This window comes from Streptosporangium sp. NPDC020145 (assembly GCF_040631275.1).
Taxonomy (GTDB): domain Bacteria; phylum Actinomycetota; class Actinomycetes; order Streptosporangiales; family Streptosporangiaceae; genus Streptosporangium.
This window is the reverse complement of sequence record NZ_JBEXZT010000042.1, coordinates 11,747-29,407: the sequence shown is the minus strand read 5'-3', so window position 1 is coordinate 29,407 and position 17,661 is coordinate 11,747. Positions and strand designations below refer to the sequence as shown.

At 73.9% G+C, this 17,661-nt stretch carries 19 protein-coding genes; 11 read left to right on the top strand and 8 right to left on the bottom strand.

Annotated features, from left to right (window positions below):
• Positions 1–31: 31 nt before the first annotated feature.
• Genes ABZ463_RS39085 through hypE form a run of 4 tightly spaced genes read left to right on the top strand, consistent with a single transcriptional unit; the run spans position 32 to position 2,943 of the window.
• Positions 32–427, top strand: coding sequence for a hydrogenase maturation nickel metallochaperone HypA (locus ABZ463_RS39085; RefSeq protein ID WP_352016499.1), 396 nt, complete (start codon positions 32–34; stop codon positions 425–427).
• Positions 375–677, top strand: coding sequence for a HypC/HybG/HupF family hydrogenase formation chaperone (locus ABZ463_RS39080; RefSeq protein ID WP_362784710.1), 303 nt, complete (start codon positions 375–377; stop codon positions 675–677). The genes ABZ463_RS39085 and ABZ463_RS39080 overlap by 53 nt, the downstream gene beginning before the upstream one ends.
• On the top strand, positions 677–1,801 hold the full coding sequence (gene hypD, locus ABZ463_RS39075) for a hydrogenase formation protein HypD (RefSeq protein ID WP_352016497.1): 1,125 nt from the start codon (positions 677–679) through the stop codon (positions 1,799–1,801). Before ABZ463_RS39080 ends, hypD begins: the two co-directional genes overlap by 1 nt.
• On the top strand, positions 1,798–2,943 hold the full coding sequence (hypE, locus tag ABZ463_RS39070; RefSeq protein WP_352016496.1) for a hydrogenase expression/formation protein HypE: 1,146 nt from the start codon (positions 1,798–1,800) through the stop codon (positions 2,941–2,943). Before hypD ends, hypE begins: the two co-directional genes overlap by 4 nt.
• Before the next feature lie 83 nt (positions 2,944–3,026).
• Here the strand turns inward: hypE and hypF are convergent, their stop codons facing one another.
• From hypF to ABZ463_RS39055, 3 genes are all read right to left on the bottom strand, one after another.
• On the bottom strand, positions 3,027–5,345 hold the full coding sequence (gene hypF / locus ABZ463_RS39065; protein WP_362784706.1) for a carbamoyltransferase HypF: 2,319 nt from the start codon (positions 5,343–5,345) through the stop codon (positions 3,027–3,029).
• Between the two features lie 89 nt (positions 5,346–5,434).
• Positions 5,435–6,529 (bottom strand): LCP family protein, encoded by a 1,095-nt coding sequence (locus ABZ463_RS39060; RefSeq protein WP_362784703.1) that lies wholly within the window; start codon positions 6,527–6,529, stop codon positions 5,435–5,437.
• Between the two features lie 2 nt (positions 6,530–6,531).
• Positions 6,532–7,113 carry a sigma-70 family RNA polymerase sigma factor gene (locus ABZ463_RS39055; protein WP_352016493.1) on the bottom strand — a complete coding sequence of 194 codons (582 nt, stop codon included), beginning with the start codon at positions 7,111–7,113 and terminating at the stop codon, positions 6,532–6,534.
• Positions 7,114–7,242: 129 nt separating this feature from the next.
• Between ABZ463_RS39055 and ABZ463_RS39050 the strand changes: the two genes are divergently transcribed.
• Complete coding sequence (locus ABZ463_RS39050; RefSeq protein WP_352016492.1) at positions 7,243–8,022, top strand: SDR family oxidoreductase; 780 nt, start codon at positions 7,243–7,245, stop codon at positions 8,020–8,022.
• Positions 8,023–8,030: 8 nt separating this feature from the next.
• Here the strand turns inward: ABZ463_RS39050 and ABZ463_RS39045 are convergent, their stop codons facing one another.
• Together ABZ463_RS39045 and ABZ463_RS39040 are read right to left on the bottom strand one after the other, a co-directional pair.
• The gene (locus ABZ463_RS39045; RefSeq protein WP_362784699.1) at positions 8,031–8,375 is read right to left on the bottom strand and encodes a VOC family protein; all 345 of its coding nucleotides are present in this window, start codon (positions 8,373–8,375) and stop codon (positions 8,031–8,033) included.
• Between the two features lie 49 nt (positions 8,376–8,424).
• Positions 8,425–9,657, bottom strand: a complete 1,233-nt coding sequence (locus ABZ463_RS39040; protein ID WP_362784696.1) for an MFS transporter — start codon at positions 9,655–9,657, stop codon at positions 8,425–8,427.
• Between the two features lie 288 nt (positions 9,658–9,945).
• Here ABZ463_RS39040 and ABZ463_RS39035 point away from each other — a divergent pair, with 288 nt between their 5' ends.
• From ABZ463_RS39035 to ABZ463_RS39010, 6 genes are all read left to right on the top strand, one after another.
• Complete coding sequence (locus ABZ463_RS39035; protein ID WP_362784693.1) at positions 9,946–10,344, top strand: TIGR03618 family F420-dependent PPOX class oxidoreductase; 399 nt, start codon at positions 9,946–9,948, stop codon at positions 10,342–10,344.
• 74 nt (positions 10,345–10,418) lie between these two features.
• On the top strand, positions 10,419–10,991 hold the full coding sequence (gene def, locus ABZ463_RS39030) for a peptide deformylase (RefSeq protein WP_362784690.1): 573 nt from the start codon (positions 10,419–10,421) through the stop codon (positions 10,989–10,991).
• A 91-nt stretch (positions 10,992–11,082) separates the two neighbouring features.
• Entirely contained in the window at positions 11,083–11,475 is a 393-nt protein-coding gene (locus ABZ463_RS39025; RefSeq protein WP_352016487.1) for a TIGR03618 family F420-dependent PPOX class oxidoreductase, read from the top strand.
• Positions 11,468–12,706 carry a precorrin-6y C5,15-methyltransferase (decarboxylating) subunit CbiE gene (gene cbiE, locus ABZ463_RS39020; protein WP_362784687.1) on the top strand — a complete coding sequence of 413 codons (1,239 nt, stop codon included), beginning with the start codon at positions 11,468–11,470 and terminating at the stop codon, positions 12,704–12,706. Before ABZ463_RS39025 ends, cbiE begins: the two co-directional genes overlap by 8 nt.
• Positions 12,703–13,446, top strand: coding sequence for a precorrin-4 C(11)-methyltransferase (gene cobM / locus ABZ463_RS39015; protein ID WP_362784684.1), 744 nt, complete (start codon positions 12,703–12,705; stop codon positions 13,444–13,446). Before cbiE ends, cobM begins: the two co-directional genes overlap by 4 nt.
• Complete coding sequence (locus tag ABZ463_RS39010) at positions 13,439–14,209, top strand: cobalt-precorrin-6A reductase (RefSeq protein WP_352016484.1); 771 nt, start codon at positions 13,439–13,441, stop codon at positions 14,207–14,209. Before cobM ends, ABZ463_RS39010 begins: the two co-directional genes overlap by 8 nt.
• Here the strand turns inward: ABZ463_RS39010 and ABZ463_RS39005 are convergent.
• From ABZ463_RS39005 to cobG, 3 genes are read right to left on the bottom strand one after another with little or no spacing between them, the layout of a single operon-like run.
• Entirely contained in the window at positions 14,197–15,723 is a 1,527-nt protein-coding gene (locus ABZ463_RS39005) for a precorrin-2 C(20)-methyltransferase (protein ID WP_362784681.1), read from the bottom strand. The genes ABZ463_RS39010 and ABZ463_RS39005 overlap by 13 nt on opposite strands.
• Complete coding sequence (locus tag ABZ463_RS39000) at positions 15,720–16,346, bottom strand: precorrin-8X methylmutase (RefSeq protein ID WP_352016482.1); 627 nt, start codon at positions 16,344–16,346, stop codon at positions 15,720–15,722. Before ABZ463_RS39000 ends, ABZ463_RS39005 begins: the two co-directional genes overlap by 4 nt.
• Positions 16,343–17,650, bottom strand: coding sequence for a precorrin-3B synthase (gene cobG, locus ABZ463_RS38995; RefSeq protein WP_362784678.1), 1,308 nt, complete (start codon positions 17,648–17,650; stop codon positions 16,343–16,345). Before cobG ends, ABZ463_RS39000 begins: the two co-directional genes overlap by 4 nt.
• Positions 17,651–17,661 lie beyond the last annotated feature (11 nt).

The window sequence follows — 17,661 nt, the reverse complement described above, 5'->3', positions numbered from 1 at the left end:
GTGAAGGACCGACACGAGAGGCGGCGGGGCCGTGCACGAGTTCGGAATAGCCGAGGCGGTGCTCGACGCGGTCGAGCGAAGGGCCCGGGGACGCAAGGTGGCGCGCCTGCGCGTGCGGGCCGGGGCGATGCTGCGGATCACCGGGCCCGCGTTCGACCAGGCGTTCTCCCTGGTCGCGCCGGGCAGCGTGGCGGAGGGCGCCACGGCGGACCTGGTCGTGGTGCCCGCCAGGCTCACCTGCCGCTCCTGCGGCGAGGACCGGGAGACCTACGACGCGCTGGCCGTGTGCGGTGGCTGCGCGAGCACCGACGTCGACCTGCTGGGCGGCGACGAGCTGACCCTCGAATCCATCGAGCTTGAGGAGGTGGTGAGCCATGTGTCTGGGGATTCCGGGGGAGATCGTGGAGATCCTGGCGGATCACACTGACCTCGCGAGGGTCGACGTGAGCGGGGTACGGCGGGCGATCAACGTCGGCCTGCTCGAAGGCGAGGAGCTCAGGCCGGGCGACTGGATCCTCATCCACGTCGGCTTCGCCCTATCGAAGATCGACGAGGACGAGGCGAAGGCCGCGATGGAGTTCCTGGAGAGCATCGGCCAGGCGTACGACGACGAACTCGCCGCACTTAAGGAGTCCTCGCTGGACCCCTTCGATCCGATCGGCCGGGGTGAGGCGTGATGCGTTTCGTCGACGAGTACCGTGACGCGGAGAAGGCGCGGGCCCTCGCCGCGAAGATCGCGAACCTGTGCGAACCGGGGCGGCGCTACAAGTTCATGGAGGTCTGCGGCGGCCACACGCACACCATCTACAAGCACGGGCTTGAGGACCACCTGCCGGAGAACATCACCCTGGTGCACGGCCCCGGCTGCCCGGTCTGCGTCATCCCGATGGGACGGGTCGACGACGCCATCCACATCGCCGAGCGGCCAGATGTGATCATGACCTCCTTCGGCGACATGATGCGGGTCCCCGGCGGGCGGGGCTCGTTCTTCGACTCCATGGCCCAGGGCGCCGAGATCCGCATGGTCTACTCACCGCTGGACGCCCTCAAGATCGCCCGGCAGAACCCGGACAGACGTGTCGTCTTCATGGCGATCGGCTTCGAGACCACGGCTCCCTCGACCGCCATGACGGTCATGCGCGCCGAGGCCGAGCGGATCACCAACTTCTCCGTCTTCTGCAACCACGTGACGATCATCCCCGCGATCAAGGCCATCCTGGACTCCCCGGACCTGCGCCTTGACGGGTTCATCGGCCCCGGCCACGTCTCGACGGTCATCGGCTGCGGGCCGTACGAGTTCATCGCCCGTGACTACGGCAAACCGCTCGTCGTCGCGGGGTTCGAGCCGCTCGACCTCCTGCAGTCGATCTACATGCTGCTGCTGCAACTGGCCGAGGGGCGCTCCGAGGTGGAGAACCAGTACGCCCGCGTCGTGCCGTGGGAGGGCAACCCCAGGGCGCTCGCCGCCGTCAACCAGGTGATGCGGCTGCGGCCCTACTTCGAGTGGCGCGGCCTGGGGTTCATCTCCCACTCCGCGCTCGGCATGCGGGAACGCTACGCCGTCCACGACGCGGAACAGATCTTCGGCATCCCCGGCGTCCGGGTGGCCGACCCCAAGGCCTGCCAGTGCGGCGAGGTGCTCAAGGGCGTGCTCAAACCGTGGGAGTGCAAGGTGTTCGGCACCGCCTGCACCCCGGAGACCCCGATCGGCACCTGCATGGTCTCCTCGGAGGGGGCCTGCGCGGCCTACTACAACTTCGGCCGTTTCTCCCGGGAACGGGTGCGGGAGGCGACACGGTGACCGGCGCCGAGGGAACCGCGGCCTGGGCCGAGGCCCTGGTCCGCGAACACGAGAACCAGACCGTACGGCCGGGCCGCGAGGAACAGGTCCTCGAACGCGTCGACCGGGCACGCCGCCGCAAGGCCACGGTGCGGGAGGAACACATCACCATGGCCCACGGGGCGGGGGGCAAGGCGACCCAGTCCCTGGTCGAGGCGGTCTTCCTTGAGTCCTTCCGCAACCCGTTGCTCGAACCGCTCGAGGACGGCGCCGTGTTCGACGCCGGCACCCAGCGCCTGGCCCTGACCACCGACTCCTACGTCGTCTCCCCGTTGTTCTTCCCCGGGGGGAACATCGGCGACCTCGCGGTCAACGGGACCGTCAACGACCTGGCGATGTGCGGCGCCCGCCCGCTGTACCTCTCGGCGGGCTTCATCCTGGAGGAGGGGTTCCCCGTCGGCGACCTCAGGCGCGTCGTCGCGTCGATGGCCGAGGCGGCGCAGGCGGCCGGGGTCCGGATCGTCACCGGCGACACCAAGGTGGTGCAGCGCGGCAAGGCCGACGGGTGCTACGTCAACACGGCCGGGGTCGGGCTGCTCGACCGGCCCGGCGCCCTGGGTGTGGCGGGGGCGCGACCCGGCGACGCCGTCATCGTCTCCGGGCCGGTCGGTGAGCACGGCGTCACCATCATGCTCGCCCGGGGCGAACTGGACATCGAGGCCGACCTGGTCTCCGACACGGCGCCGCTGAACGGGCCGGCCGCCGCGCTCCTTGACGCCTGCCCCGGCGCCGTGCGCTGCATGCGCGACGCGACCAGGGGCGGGGTCGCCACGATCCTGAACGAGATCGCGCGGGCCTCCGGCGTCGCCGTGGTCGTCGAGGAGGACGCGGTCCCGGTACGGCGGGCCGTACGCGGCGCGTGCGAACTGCTCGGCATCGACCCGCTCTACGTGGCCTGCGAGGGACGTCTGGTCGCCGTGGTCGACGGCGCGGTGGCGGACGCCGCGCTGGCGGCCCTGCGCGCGCACCCCCTCGGCGAGGGCGCCGCGCTCGTCGGCCGCGTCGGGCAGGACCCCCCGGGGCTGGTGCTGCTGAAGACCGGTTTCGGCGGTACCCGCATCGTGGACCTGCTGGTCGGCGACCCGCTGCCCCGCATCTGCTGAGGGAGCCCGCCCACAGCCGCCCACAGACGTGCCCAGGCGCCCACGGACGCCCGGGTCAGTGCCGGACGTCGCGGGCGCCCGGGTCAGTGCCGGACGTCGCGGGCGCCCGCGACGACGGCCTGGCCCAGGCTGACGCCGCCGTCGTTGGGCGGCACCCGCCCGTGCGTCAGCACGTGGAAGCCGTCCTCCTCCAGGAGGGCGGCGGCCCGCACGAGCAACAGCGCGTTCTGGAACACGCCCCCGGAGAGCGCGACCGTGGACGGCCCGCCCGCCCGCCTGACCCGGGCGCAGCCCTCGGCGACGATCCGCGCGACCGTGTTGTGGAACCTGGCGGAGACCACCCCGGTCTCCGTGCCCGCCCGGACGTCCTCGGCGACCGCCGCGACCAGGTCGGTCCCGTGGACGACGAAGGGGGCAGAACCCGTCAGGCGGAAGCCGTAACGGCCCGTCTCCGCCGGGTCGGCGAGCCGTTCCCACTCGATCGCCGCCTGCCCCTCGTAGCCGATGACGTCCCGGACGCCCGCGACCGAGGCCACCGCGTCGAACAGCCTGCCCGCGCTCGACGTCAGGGGGGCGTTCACCCCGCGCCTGCCGAGCGCCAGGACCCCCTCCCAGGCCTCGGCGTTGCGCCGTACGACGTCCAGGTCACCGGGTACGGCACCGCCGTACGCCGCGTCGAGGTAGGCGGCGGCCATCCGCCACGGCTGCCTGACCGCCGCCGCCCCGCCGGGCATCGGCACCGTGGCCAGATGACCCGCCCGCTCGAAGGAGACCAGGTCGGCCACCAGGAACTCCCCGCCCCACAGCGTCGCGTCCGGACCGTAGCCGAGCCCGTCGAAGGCCACCCCGATCACCGGCCCCGCGACCCCGTTGTCGGCCAGGCACGAGGCCACGTGCGCGTGGTGGTGCTGCACCGCCACCGGGCGGGCCCCCGCGAGAGGCCCCTCAAGGGCGAGCGCGTACTTGGTCGACAGGTACTCCGGGTGCAGGTCGTGGGCCACCACCTCGGGGACGACGTCGAACAGCCGCAGGAAGTGGCCGACCCCTTCGGTGAAGGACCGGAACGTCTCGTAGTTCTCCAGGTCGCCGATGTGGTGGGAGACGAAGGCGTGGGCGCCCCTGGCCACGCAGAAGGTGTGCTTCAGCTCCGCGCCGCAGGCCAGCACGGGCCCGGGCAGGGCGCGGGCGAGCGGCAGCGGGCGCGGGGCGTACCCCCGGGAGCGCCGCAGCGGCAGCTCACGGCCCCGCAGGACCCGCACGACCGAGTCGTCGGTGCGCGTGTGGATCGGCCGGTCGTGGACGAGGAAGGCGTCGGCGACCCCGCCCAGGCGGGCCAGCGCGTCCTCGTCGCGGTAGGCGATCGGCTCGTCGGAGACGTTGCCGCTGGTGAGCACCATGGGCGCGTCCAGGCCGCGCAGCAGCAGGTGGTGCAGCGGGGTGTAGGGCAGTATCACCCCGAGCCACCGGTCCCCGGGCCTCTCACCGGAAGGGCCGCCGGAGGGGGCCACGGAGGGGGCGACGAGACGGGCGCTCTCCTCGCGCCCGCGCAGCAGCACGATCGGGCGCGCCCCCGAGGTGAGCAGCCGCTCCTCCGCCTCGTCCACCTCGCACAGCAGCCGCGCCGCCGCCAGGCCGGCCACCATCACCGCGAAGGGCTTCTCCATCCGGTGCTTCCTGGAACGCAGCGCCGCGACGGCGGGCTCGCGGGAGGCGAGGGCGGCCAGGTGGTAACCGCCAAGCCCCTTGACCGCGAGCACCCCGCCGCCGCGCAGCAGCCGTACGGCCTCCTCGACCGGGTCGCCCGGCAGCGGGCCGCCCGCGGGGCCGAGCAGCCGCAGCCGGGGGCCGCAGGCCGGGCAGCACACCGGCTGGGCGTGGAAGCGCCGGTCCGCCGGGTCGTGGTACTCCCGCGCGCAGTCCGCGCACATGGCGAAGCCCGCCATCGTGGTGTTCGGCCTGTCGTAGGGGACGTCCCGCACGATCGTGAACCGGGGCCCGCAGTTGGTGCAGTTGACGAAGGCGTAGCCGTACCGCCGGTCCGCCGGGTCGTCCATCTCGCGCAGGCAGTCGTCGCAGGTGGCCACGTCGGGGGAGACGAGCGTCCGCCGCGGCCCGCCCCCGGAGCTGCCCGCGATGGCGAAGCGCGTCTCACCCGTCGCCGTCGCGGGCCGCGCGCTGACCCGTTCGACGGTGGCCAGCGGCGGCGGGCTCGCGCTGAGCGCCGCGGTGAACTCCGCCACGAGGGCCGGAGCCCCCTCGACCTCGATGAACACCCCGCGTTCGTCGTTGCCGACCAGCCCGCCGAGGCCGAGCCGCACCGCCAGGCCGTACACGAAGGGGCGGAAGCCGACTCCCTGCACGACGCCCTCGACCCTGATCACGGAACGCACACGGGTGATCACCCGATCATTGTCGGCCGGGCGCGCGGGAGGCCGCAACGAGGCGCGCCCCGCGCACCCGCCCCGGTACGGACTCCCGCACGGTCCCCGGCTCACAGTGTGTCGTCGCGGACCTTCGCGAACAGGCGCGACGCGGCGGCGCGGTCCCAGTCGAGCCTCATGGGATCCACGGCGGACGGGCGGACGGGCACCGTGAGGAACTCGACGGAGCCGGGGGCCGTCCCGTCCAGGCTCTCGGCGATCGCCCGCAGCGTCGCCAGGTCGAGCCCGCGATCCGCCTTGACCGATTTCGCGGCCTCGCCGAGGAAGGCGGCGAGGCGGACGGGGTCCGACGTCAGGCCCGCGGCCTTGCGCGCCAGGGACGCCATGAACCGTTGCTGACGGCCGATCCGCTCAAGGTCGGAGCCGTCGCCCAGGCTGTAGCGTACCCGCACGTAGCCGAGCGCCTGGTCGCCGTTGAGCACCTGTCTGCCCTTGGGGAGCCGTACCTTCGCCTGCCGGTCCTCGACCGGGGAGGGCAGGGTGACCTCGATCCCTCCGATGGCGTCGACCATGCCCTTGAAGCCGGAGAAGTCCACCTCGACCGCGTGGTCGACGCGGACCCCGGTCAGGGTCTCGACCCGCTTCCAGAGGCAGGCCATGCCGCCTTCGGCGAAGGAGGCGTTGATCATTTCGATCCTCGCGGGAACGGTCTTGCCCGCCGGACTCGAACAGGGGGGAACCAGGACCATCGAGTCCCTGGGGATGCTGATGACGGAGACCCGCTCGCGGTCGGCGGACAGGTGCACCAGGAGCAGTGTGTCGGCGCGCGCGGCGTTCGCCCTGGGGTCCCCGACGTCCTCCCCGCGGCTCCTCCTGGCCCCCGCCTGGCCGTCGGTCCCGGCGACCAGCACGTTGATCGCCTCGTTCGCCTTGACCGGGCGCGCCCCCACCGGGGAGGGCACCTCGTGGCCCCGCAGCAGCAGGTTCGGGACGACGAGCACGGCGGCGGTGGCCGCGGCGGCCAGGGCGAGCGTCACCGCGCCGCGCGCACCGGGCCTGCGCGGCCATCGGCGTCCACGTCTCCCGCCGTCCAGGGAGCCGTCCAGGGCGCCGAGCAGGCGTCGCCGCTGGCCGTCGAGCGCGGCGGCGGACGGTTCGTGCTCCAGTTCGCCGCCGAGGGCGCGGAGCGTCGTCAGGTCGTCCATGGTCACTCCTCCTCGTGCATCGGGTTGGTCTCGCCGAGCGCCGCGCGTATCCTCCTGCGGGCCCTGTTCAGCCGGGAGCGCACGGTGCCGACCGGGACACCGAGGGAGCGGGCGGTCTCCTCGTACGACAGGTCGCCCCAGGCGATCAGCAACAGGACGTCACGGTCCCTGGGCGGCAGCCCCGCGAGCGCCTCCGCGAGCACGGGCCTGCAGGCCAGGGCGGTGACCTCGGCGGCCACCCGGTCGGCCGGGTTCTCGACCACGCCCTCCCCGGGGCTGCGCCGCAGCGCACGGTACCTGGCGGCCTCGGTGCGGTGGTGCCTGGAGAGGAGTTTGGTCACGATGCCGAACAGCCAGGGACGGGCGTCGGCGTAGGCCAGGTCGTAGCGTCTCCTGCGGTCGAAGGCGACCAGGAACGTCTCACCGACCAGGTCCTCGGCCGTCTCGGGGCCGAGCCTGCGGGAGACGTACCGGTAGAGCATGCCGGCGTAGCGGTCGAACAGCGCGGCGAACGCCTCAGGACGTGTCCAGGACTCGCGTACCAGGTCGCGGTCACACGTGCCGGTCGTGGGCGGTGCGGTCATCGTCGGCACCATGGCATCGGGCCGGCCTTTCCGTAGGGGCAGGGGTCGGGGATGTCTTGCCACAACCCCCCGATCGGGTTCACGCCCCGCTCCCGGGCCTCGGAGCGGGACTCCTCTACAGTTCCGGCCATGACAACGCAGAAGTATCTGTCGGACCTGTTCTCACTGGACGGCAGGGTCGCCGTGGTGACCGGCGGGAGTTCCGGCATCGGCCGCTGCATCGCGGGGGCGCTGGCACGGGCCGGGGCGGCCGTCGTGGTCGTGGCGCGCAGGCCGGAGGAACTGGCCGCCACGACCGCCGAGCTTGAGGCCGACGGCTGCCGCGTCGCCTGGGTCAGCGCCGACCTGAGCACCCGCGAGGGCGTGCGCGCCGCGGCGGAGGAGGCGGTGAAGGCGTTCGGGGAGCCCGACATCCTCGTCAACAGCGCCGGGATCAACCAGCGTCCCCCCATGGGGGAGCTGGGCGAGGACGTGTGGGACATCACCATGGCCGTCAACCTGGAGGCGCCCTACCTGCTGGGGCAGCGCTTCGGGCCGGGCATGGCGGAACGGGGGTTCGGCCGGATCATCCACATCAGCTCCCAGCAGGCGCACCGGGCCTTCGTGCAGAGCGGCGCCTACGGCGTCTCCAAGGGAGGGCTCGAATCGCTGTCACGCTCCCAGGCCGAGGCGTGGTCGCCGTACGGCGTCACCTGCAACACGCTCGTGCCCGGGTTCGTGATGACGCCGCTCAACGCGCGGCTGTCGTCCGACCCCGAGCGGGTCGCCGCGCTGGCCGCGCGGACGATGGTCGGCCGCAACGGCCTGGCGGAGGACTTCGCGGGCGCGGCGGTCTTCCTGGCGAGCCGCGCCTCGGCGTACGTCACCGGGCAGTCGATCTTCGTGGACGGCGGGCTCTCCGTCCACTGAACGGGGCCTCAGGGACCGACGAGGCAGAACTCGTTGCCCTCGGGGTCGAGCATCACCTGGAAGACGCCCGCCGCGTCGCGCACCGGCCCGCCGCAACGGCGGCCGCCGAGGCTCAGCGCGCCCTCCGCAGCCGCGACGACGTCCTCGACGGCGACGTCCAGGTGGAGCCGGTTCTTGCCCGCCTTGGCCTCGGGAACCCGCTGGAAGGCCATCCTGAGCCCGCCCGGGGGGTCGAGCCTGGACCAGGCGGGGTCCCGGTGCACCGGGACCCCGCCGAGCAGACGGCTCCAGAACACGGCGAGCGTCTCGGGGCGGGCGCAGTCGACGACGAGCTGACTCTGACGGGCGGTCATCCGCCGATCGTACGGCCCGCCCGGGGCGGGCGGGCCGTACCCCGGGCCCCTATCCGGCGACGGCGGGACCGGGGGCCTGGGCGTCCGCCCGGCCCAGGGGGCGCCAGGCGACGGCCAGGACGACGAGCATCGTCCCGGCGGCGATCCAGAACGGCGCCGTGATCCCCAGCGCGTGGGCGACGACGCCGCCGAGCAGCGAGCCGAGGGCGGCGCCGCTGACGTCGAGCAGCGCGTACGCGCTGGTGACCCGTCCGAGGAGGCCGCCGGGCACCGCCCGCTGGCGCAGCGTCACGACGATCACCCCCCACACCATCGCGTGTGTGCCGAAGACCACCAGGATGGCCGCGGCCACCCACGGCCGCGTGGTCAGGGCGAGGACGAGATGGGTCGCCGCCTCGATGAGCAGCCCGGCGCGCAGCAGCGCGGTCGCGCCGAACCGCGACCACAACCGGCCCGCCGTCAGCGTGCCGAGCAGGCCGCCGGCGGCGAAGGCGGTCAGCAGCAGGCCGTACCCCACCTCCGACAGGCCCAGACGTTGCCGGGCGTACAGCACGAAGACCGCGAAGGCCCCGCAGAACATCAGGTTGCCCACCCCCATGCTCAGCGCCAGGGTCCGCAGTAACCGGTGCCGCCACAGCCGGCGCACCCCCTCGGCGATGTCGGCGCGCAGACCGCCGCTCGGCCCGGGAGGGGAGGCGAGAGGCAGGGGCCGCATGGCGGACACCAGGGCGGCGGACACCACGAAGGTCAGCGCGTCGAAACCGAACGGCAGCGCGGCCGAGACGGTGAACAGCCATCCGCCGAGCGGTTTGGCCGCGAACTGGTTGCCGACGGTGAAGGTGGCCATCAGCCGTGTGTTCGCCCCGGCCAGCAGCTCCGGCGCGACGACGGCGGGAAGCAGGGCGGCCGAGGCGGTGTCGGCGACGGTCTCCGCCGTGCCGAGCAGGAAGAAGACGACGTAGACGAGGGGAACGGTCAGCGCCCCCGCCGCGATGACGGCGCAGAGCGTCCCCAGGGCGAGGGCGCGGACCAGGTTGACGGCGACGATCAGCCGCCGCCGGTCGAGCCGGTCCACATAGGCGCCGCTGACCAGGGAGAACAGCACCCATGGGAGCTGCTGGGCCAGGACGGCGCCCGCGACGAGGACGGGGTCGTCGCTCAGTGAGGCGACAAGGAGGGGACCGGCCGTCAGGGTGACCCCGTCGCCGACGTTGGAGACGGCGGAGGCGGTCCAGAGTTTGCCGAAGTCCGCGCCGAGACGCGCGGACGTGCGAGCACGCAAAAGAGCTCCTCGGAAGGAAGGAACGATCGGGGAAAAGGTGATCGTTCCGGGGCGAGGAGCACGGACCGCCGCGACCGGGACCGCGCGCGGGCGGCCTCAGGTCAGGACGACGGGACGGGTCCCCGCGCCGGAACCTGGAAGGCGGCCTCGTCGAAGCTCATGCGGAACCTCCGTCGTGTGGGCGGTCTCTGGGCGGATGTTACCTCTCGGCGGGGGGCGGTGGAATTGATCGGTTACCCGTGATGTTCGATGGGTCGACAGGCACATCACGCGACTGCGGAGGTTCCCGTGGGAAAGCTGAACGACGACGCCAAGGCCCTGCTCAGCCAGCCCATTCACGGCTGGGTGACCACCCTGCGCCCTGACGGCTCGCTGCACAGCACCGTCGTCTGGGTGGACGTCGACGGAGACGACGTCATCTTCAACACCGCCGTCGGCCGCGCCAAGGAGCGCCACCTGCGCGACAACCCGCAGGTCTCGGTGAGCGTGCTCGACCCGAAGGACGCCTTCCACCTGGTGAGCGTCTCCGGTGTCGCCGAGTTCGAGCTCGACGGCGCCGACGAGGTCATCGACGGTCTGGCCAACAAGTACCTCGGGGTGGAGACCTACCCCTACCGCCAGCCGGGCGAGCAGCGCGTCACCGTCAGGATCAGGCCCGAGCAGGTCGTCTACAGCGGGGGCAGCTGACGCCCGTCACGGGGAGCGCGCGGCCGTCGGTAGTCTGCTGCGAACCACACACCGCGACCCTGGAGGCATGACGGATGGAAGCAAGCGGCGAGGGCACGGCGAGGCAGATCACGTTCGTGGGTGAGCCGGTGCTGCACCGCCCGTGCCAGGACGTGACCGGCTTCGACGAGGAGCTGGCCGCGCTCGTGGCCGACATGTTCGCCAGCATGTACGCCGCGGAGGGAGTCGGCCTGGCCGCCAACCAGATCGGCGTGCCGCTGCGGGTGTTCGTCTACGACTGCCCGGACGAGACCGAGGAATACCGCAAGGGCGTCGTGGTCAACCCGACCCTGGTGCTGCCCGGTCACGGTGAGCGGAACCTGGACGACTACGACGAGGGCTGTCTGTCCGTTCCCGGGCAGCGGGCCAGCCTGGCCAGGCCGGACCGGGCGGTGGTGCACGGGTTCGACGTCACCGGCGCCCCGATCACGGTCGAGGGCACCGGTCTGCTCGCCCGCTGCCTGCAGCACGAGACCGACCACCTGGACGGCATGCTGTACATCGACAGGCTCCCCGCCGAGCGTCGTCAGCAGCTCCTCGCGGCCTACGAGGCGTCCAAGGAGACGGCCGACGAGGCGGCGGGGGAGCAGGCGTCCGCGGCGGAGTGAGCCCCGGGCCCGGTGGAGCCGGTCCTCCGCCGGGCCGGCCTCCCGGCTAGCATGTCGCCCCGTAGACAGCAGCCATGGGGAGGGACAGCCGGTGTTGACGGATCGCGAGGACGGTTTCCACGCCTTCTGGCGGGAGTACCACCTGTGCACGCTGACCACGCTGCGGGCCGACGGCACGCCGCACGTCATCCCGGTCGGCGTGACGCTGGACGCCGAGGCCGGGATCGCCCGGGTGATCACCTCGGACGGCTCGCGCAAGGTCCGCCACATCGAGGCCGCCGGGGACGGCGGCGCGCGCGTCGCCGTCTGCCAGGTCGACGGCGGGCGCTGGTCGACACTGGAGGGCAGCGCGGTCATCCGCAGGGACCCCGGCTCGATCGCCGAGGGCGTGCGCCGCTACGCCGAGCGCTACCGGCAGCCCAGGGAGAACCCCTCCCGCGTCGTGATCGAGATCCGCGTCACCCGAGTTCTCGGAAATGTCTGACCGGATAACCGTCGTCGGCGTCGGAGCCGACGGCTGGGCCGGTCTGTCCCCGGAGGCACGCGAGGAGCTGCTCGCCGCCGAGGTGCTGATGGGCAGCGCCAGGCAACTCGCCCTGATCCCCGCCGGTACGGCCGAGCGCGTCACCTGGCCGTCGCCGCTGCTGCCCGCGCTGCCCGGCCTGATCGAGGCCGGTCGCGGGCGCGCGGTGTGCGTGCTGGCCAGCGGCGACCCCATGTTCCACGGCATCGGCACGACTCTGGTGCGGCTGCTCGGCGCCGGACGGGTCAGGGTGCTGCCGTCCCCCTCCTCGGTCTCGCTGGCCTGCGCCAGGCTCGGCTGGGCCGCCGACCGCGTCGAGGTGGTCAGTCTCGTGAGGCGTCCCGCCGAGGCCGTGCACACCGCCGTCCACGACGGGCGCAGGGTGCTCGTCCTCAGCGCCGACGGCCGCACCCCGGCCCGGGTCGCCGCGCTGCTCACCGCCCGTGGCTACGGCGCGAGCCCGATGACCGTCCTGGAACGGCTCGGCGGTGAGGCCGAACGCCTGGTCTCCGGTACGGCGGGCGGCTGGTCCCTGACCGAGGCCGACGACCTCAACGTCGTGGCCGTCGAGTGCGTGGCCGCGCCGGGGACCGTCCCGCTGCCGGTCCTGCCCGGCCTGCCCGACGAGGCGTTCGAGCACGACGGCCAGCTCACCAAGCGCGAGGTGCGGGCGGTCACCATGTCCCGGCTCGCGCCCGTCCCCGGCGAACTGCTGTGGGACGTCGGCGCCGGGGCGGGCAGCCTCGCGATCGAGTGGATGCGCGCCCACCCGGAGAACCGGGCGATCGCCGTCGAGAGGGACGGCGACCGGGCCGGGCGGCTCACCCGCAACGCCTTCGCCCTCGGCGTGCCCGGCCTGAACGTGGTGACCGGCGCCGCCCCCGGCGCGCTCGGCGGGCTCACGGCCCCGGACGCCGTCTTCGTCGGCGGCGCGGTGAGCGTCCCCGGCGTGATCGAGGCCTGCTGGCGGGCGCTGCGGCCCGGCGGCAGGCTGGTGGCCAACGCGGTGACCGTCGAGTCGGAGACCACGGTCGCCGCCTGGCACGCCAGGATCGGCGGCTCCCACAGCGAGATGGTCAGGCTCGCGGTCAGCAGGGCCGCCCCGGTCGGCGGTTTCACCGGCTGGCGGCCCATGATGCCGGTGACGATCTGGACGGCGGTCAAACCCGCCGGGACACAGGAGGAACGGTGACGGTGCGGTTCGTCGGGGCGGGGCCGGGGGCCGCCGACCTCATCACCCTGCGGGGGCAGCGGGTGATCGCCTCCTCACCGGTGTGCCTGTACGCGGGCTCCCTGGTCCCGGAGGCCCTGCTGGAGTGCTGCCCGCCGGGCGCGCGCCTCGTCGACACCGCGAGGATGGCCCTCGACGAGATCGTGGCCGAGATGCTCGCCGCCCACGAGGCGGGGCACGACGTGGCCAGGCTGCACTCGGGGGACCCCTCGGTCTACAGCGCGATGGCCGAGCAGATGCGGCGCCTGGACGCCGAGGGCGTGCCGTACGAGGTGGTTCCCGGGGTGCCCGCCTTCGCCGCCGCGGCGGCCTCGCTGAAGCGGGAGCTGACCGTGCCCGGCGTCGGCCAGACGGTGGTGCTCACCCGCACCTCGGCGCGGGCGACCCCCATGCCGGAGGGGGAGGACCTGGACACCCTCGGCAGGTCGGGGGCGACGATGGTCCTGCACCTGGCCGTGCAGCGCGCCGAGGAGGTCGTGGCGGAGCTGGTCCCCAGGTACGGCCTCGACTGCCCGGTGGCCGTGGTGGCCAGGGCCAGCAGGGACGACGAGGTGATCCTGCGCGGCACGCTCGCCGACATCGCCGGGCAGGTCCGCGCCGCGGGCGTCGTGCGCACCGCGGTGATCGTGGTCGGCAGGGTGCTGACCGCCTCGGAGTTCCCCGACAGCCACCTGTACTCCGCGGCCCGCTGCCGTGACTGACCCGGGCACGCTGAACGTCCTGGTGCTCGGCGGCACCGACGAGGCGAGAAGACTGGCCGCCGCGCTCGCCGACCGGCCGGGGACGCGTGTGATCTCCTCCCTGGCCGGGCGGGTCCGTGACCCCAGGCTGCCGGTCGGGGAGGTGCGCGAGGGCGGCTTCGGCGGACCCGCCGGACTCAGGGCCTGGATCGAGGAGAACGGGATCGGCGTCGTCGTCGACGCCACCCACCCCTTCGCCGCCAGGATGACCGCGTCCGCGGCCGAGGCGGCGGGCCTGGCCGGGGTGCCGCTGCTGATCCTGCGGCGGCCCGGCTGGCGGCAGGGGCCGGGAGACGACTGGCGCTGGACGCCCTCCCTTGAGGCCGCCGCCGAGTCGCTGCCCGGCCTGGGCCGCCGGGTCTTCCTGACCACGGGCCGGCGCAGCCTGCCGGTCTTCGCGGGCCTGGACGACCTGTGGTTCCTGGCCCGTTCCGTCGACCCGCCCCAGCCGCCGCTGCCGCGCAACCTCCAGGTGCTGCTCAGCCGGGGGCCGTTCACCGTCGAGGGGGAACTCGACCTCATGCGGGACAACCGCGTCGAGGTGGTGGTCACCAAGGACAGCGGCGGCCGGATGACGACCGCCAAACTGTTCGCCGCCCGCGAGCTCGGGCTGCCCGTCGTCGTCGTGCGCCGCCCCGCCGTGCCCGGCGGGGTCCCGGCGGCCGAGACGGTCGAGCAGGCCACGGCGTGGCTGGACGCCGTGGCGGGCGGTCAGGCGGGATAGCGGCGGGGGGTGAAGACCACCCGCCTCCCGTCCTTCCTTTCGGCGACCCTGGTGGTCGAGGAGCCGACCAGCAGCAGGCAGCGCATGTCGACCGTGGCCGGGTCGAGGTCGCCGAGGGTGGTGACGGTCAGGCTCTCCCCGGCGCCGCCGACGTCACGGCCGACGACCACGGGTGTGTCCGGCGAGCGGTGTTCGAGCAGCAGGTCCCTGGCCGCCGCGACCTGCCAGGTGCGGCTCCTGGAGGCCGGGTTGTAGATCGCCAAGACCAGGTCGGCCCGCGCGGCGGCGCTGATCCTGTCCGCGACGACCTCCCACGGCTTGAGCAGGTCGGACAGCGACAGCACGCAGTAGTCGTGGCCGAGCGGCGCCCCGACCCGGCTGGCCACCGCGTGCGCCGCGGTCAGGCCGGGCAGCACCCGCACCGCGACGTCGGCGAACCTCGGCTCGCAGGAGACCTCAAGCACCGCGCTGGCCATCGCGAACACCCCGGGGTCGCCGGAGGAGACCACCGCGACCCGCGCCCCGGCCGCGGCCAGTTCGAGGGCGTGCGCCGCCCGTTCGGCCTCCACCCGGTTGTCCGTCGGGTGACGGCGCTGGCGCGGGTTCGGCGGGACGCGGTCCAGGTAGGGGCCGTACCCGACGAGGTCGTCGGCGGCGGCCAGCGCCTCCTGAGCCTCCGGCGTCAGCCAGGGCCGCCCGGCGGGCCCGAGCCCGACCACGACGACCTCGCCGCCCTGGACGCGCTCCGGGGCCCGGTTCTCACCGTGGGTGCCGGGAAGGCCGGAGTTGACCGGGCTCGGCACCAGCGCCAGCGAGAAGTACGGCACGCTGTCCGGGTCCACCTCGGCGAGCGGGGCCAGGCGCTGCGCGCCGGTGGTCGCGCGCTCCACGTACCACGCCTCGTCGAGACGGCCCGCCTCGGCCAGCGCGTCGCGAACCTTGGTGAAGGTACGGCCGAGCTTGAGGATCGCCGCGGAGTCGGTCGCGGCCAGGCGTTCGGCGATGACCTCGGCGGGCAACGTGCCGGGAAGCACCGTCAGGACCTCGTCCCGCTCGACCAGCGGCCTGCCGAGCACGGCCGCGGCGCCGCTCACCGACGTCACCCCGGGCACGACCTCGGTGACGTAGCGGTGGGCCAGCCGCTTGTGCATGTGCATGTAGGAGCCGTAGAAGAGCGGGTCGCCCTCGCACAGCACGACCACGTCGCGGCCCGCGTCCAGGTGGGCGGCCAGCCGCAGCGCGCAGTCGGCGTAGAAGTCGTCGATGGCGCCCTGGTAGCCGCCGGGGTGGTCGGTGGTCTCCGTGGTGAGCGGGTAGATCAGCGCCTCCTCGATCTGCCCCTCCCGCAGGTACGGCGCCGCCACCGAGCGGGCGATGCTCCTGCCGTGGCGGGCGCTGTGGTAGGCGATGACGTCCGCCTCCCCGATGAGCCTGGCCGCCTTGACGGTCACCAGTTCCGGGTCTCCCGGGCCGAGCCCGACGCCCCTGAGCCGTCCCGCTGACGTGTCGTTCACTCGACCTCACTCGCGATCGCGTTGACCGCGGCGGCGGCCATCGCACTCCCACCCCGGCGCCCGTGCACGACCAGGTACTCCAGACCCGCCGGATGCCCGGCGAGCGCCTGCTTCGACTCGGCGGCGCCGATGAAACCCACCGGCACGCCGAGCACGGCGGCGGGCCGTCCCGCCCCCTCCTCGACCATCTCCAGCAGCCTGAACAGCGCGGTCGGCGCGTTGCCGATCGCGACGACCGCCCCTTCGAGACGGTCGCGCCACAGTTCGAGGGCGGCCGCGCTGCGGGTGGTGCCGAGCCGTACGGCCAGCTCGGGCACGCCGGGCTCACCCAGCGTGCAGAGCACCTCGTTGCCCGCGGGCAGGCGGCGCCGGGTCACCCCCGAGGCGACCATCATCGCGTCGCACAGCACGGGCGCCCCCGCGCGCAGGGCCGCCCTGGCCGAGGCGACCACGCCCGGCGACCAGCCGAGGTCGGCGACCAGGTCCACCATCCCGCAGGCGTGGATCATGCGGACCGCCACCTGGGCGACGTCCGGCGGCAGGCCGTCCAGGTCGCTCTCGGCGCGGATGGTGGCGAAGGAACGCCGGTAGATCTCCGCGCCGTCCCGGACGTAGTCGGTCACGTTTCCCCTCTCAGAGCCGCCACGGCGGCCGTGGTCTCCTCAATGTCCGCGCAGTTCAGGCCGCTTTCCGGGCCACTGTTCAAGCCGCTGTCCAAGCCGCTGTCCTCCAGGAGGACCCGGTAGCCGGTCGTGGTCGCGACCACGTCGACGGCCCGTCCTCGCGGGCGGCCGCAACGTCGTTCGCAGCCCGCCCAGTGCACCGGGAGCGTACCGGGGCGGGCGGGGACGGCCGAGGGCGGGTCGCTCTCGGCCGCGATCCAGCGGGCGGCGTCGGCCCGCACGTCGGCCAGTGACTTCGCGCAGCCGGGCCGCCCCGCGCAGGCCGTCACGCCCGTCCACGGCGAGGCCGGGTCGAGGACCAGCCCGGCGGCGACGAGCCGCCCGGCGACCCCGGAGAGAGCGGCCGGGGACAGGCCGGGCAGGACGACGCCGCGCCACGGCGTCAGCCGTACCTCCTCGACGGCCAGGCCGGCCAGCAGGGCGGCCTGGGCGGAGGTCAGCCGCCCCAGCGGCGCCGTGACGCCGAGCGTGTTCAGGCCTGAGGGCTGTTCGACGGTCCCGACGGGCCCGTGGGAGGGCGCCGGGACGGGGTCCCGCCGTACGGGGGCGGAAGTCGTCTCCAGGGTGGCCGCGACCCGGGCGGCGACGCGCTCCGCGCAGCCGGGCAGTTCGCCGATCCGCCACACACGGCCCTCCCGCACCCCGGGCTCGGTCAGGAACGCCTCGGCGGCGGTCAGCAGCGCGGCGACCGCCGATCCCGGTGGCATCCGCAGGCCGCTGTCGGCCTCGGCCAGCAGCAACGCCACCTCGCCGGGGCCGGTCGGCAGGATCGCGGCGTCCGCCCCGAGCCAGGCCACGTCGCCCCGGCCGTCGTCGAGCGCGAACAGGAACCGCCCCGGCAGGCCGGCGAGCGCGGGCGTGCCGCACAGGCGCAGGTCGAGCTCACGGGTCAGCGGTCCCACGTCGAGAATCCCCCGGCCGTCGAGGCCGCTCAGCGGTGAGGCCAGGACGTTGCGGACCCGTTCGTGGGTGGCCGAGGGCAGCAGCCCCGCCTGTGCCATGCGGGCCGCGAAGGCGTCCCCGGCGCCCAGTCCGCGCACCTGGACGTTCGCCCGGGAGGTCAGCTCGACGACGCCGTTGCCGCAGGTCTTGGCGGCCGAGGCCAGCTCGCGCAGCTGCGGGGCCGTCAGGCGCCCTCCGGGCACCCTGACGCGCGCCAGGCCGCCGTCGGCCGCGGAATGCACCTGGAGCGCCCCCGGGCACGCGTCGGGATGAGATCGTCCGGAGAAGTGACCTTTTGACACGCTGAGGATGG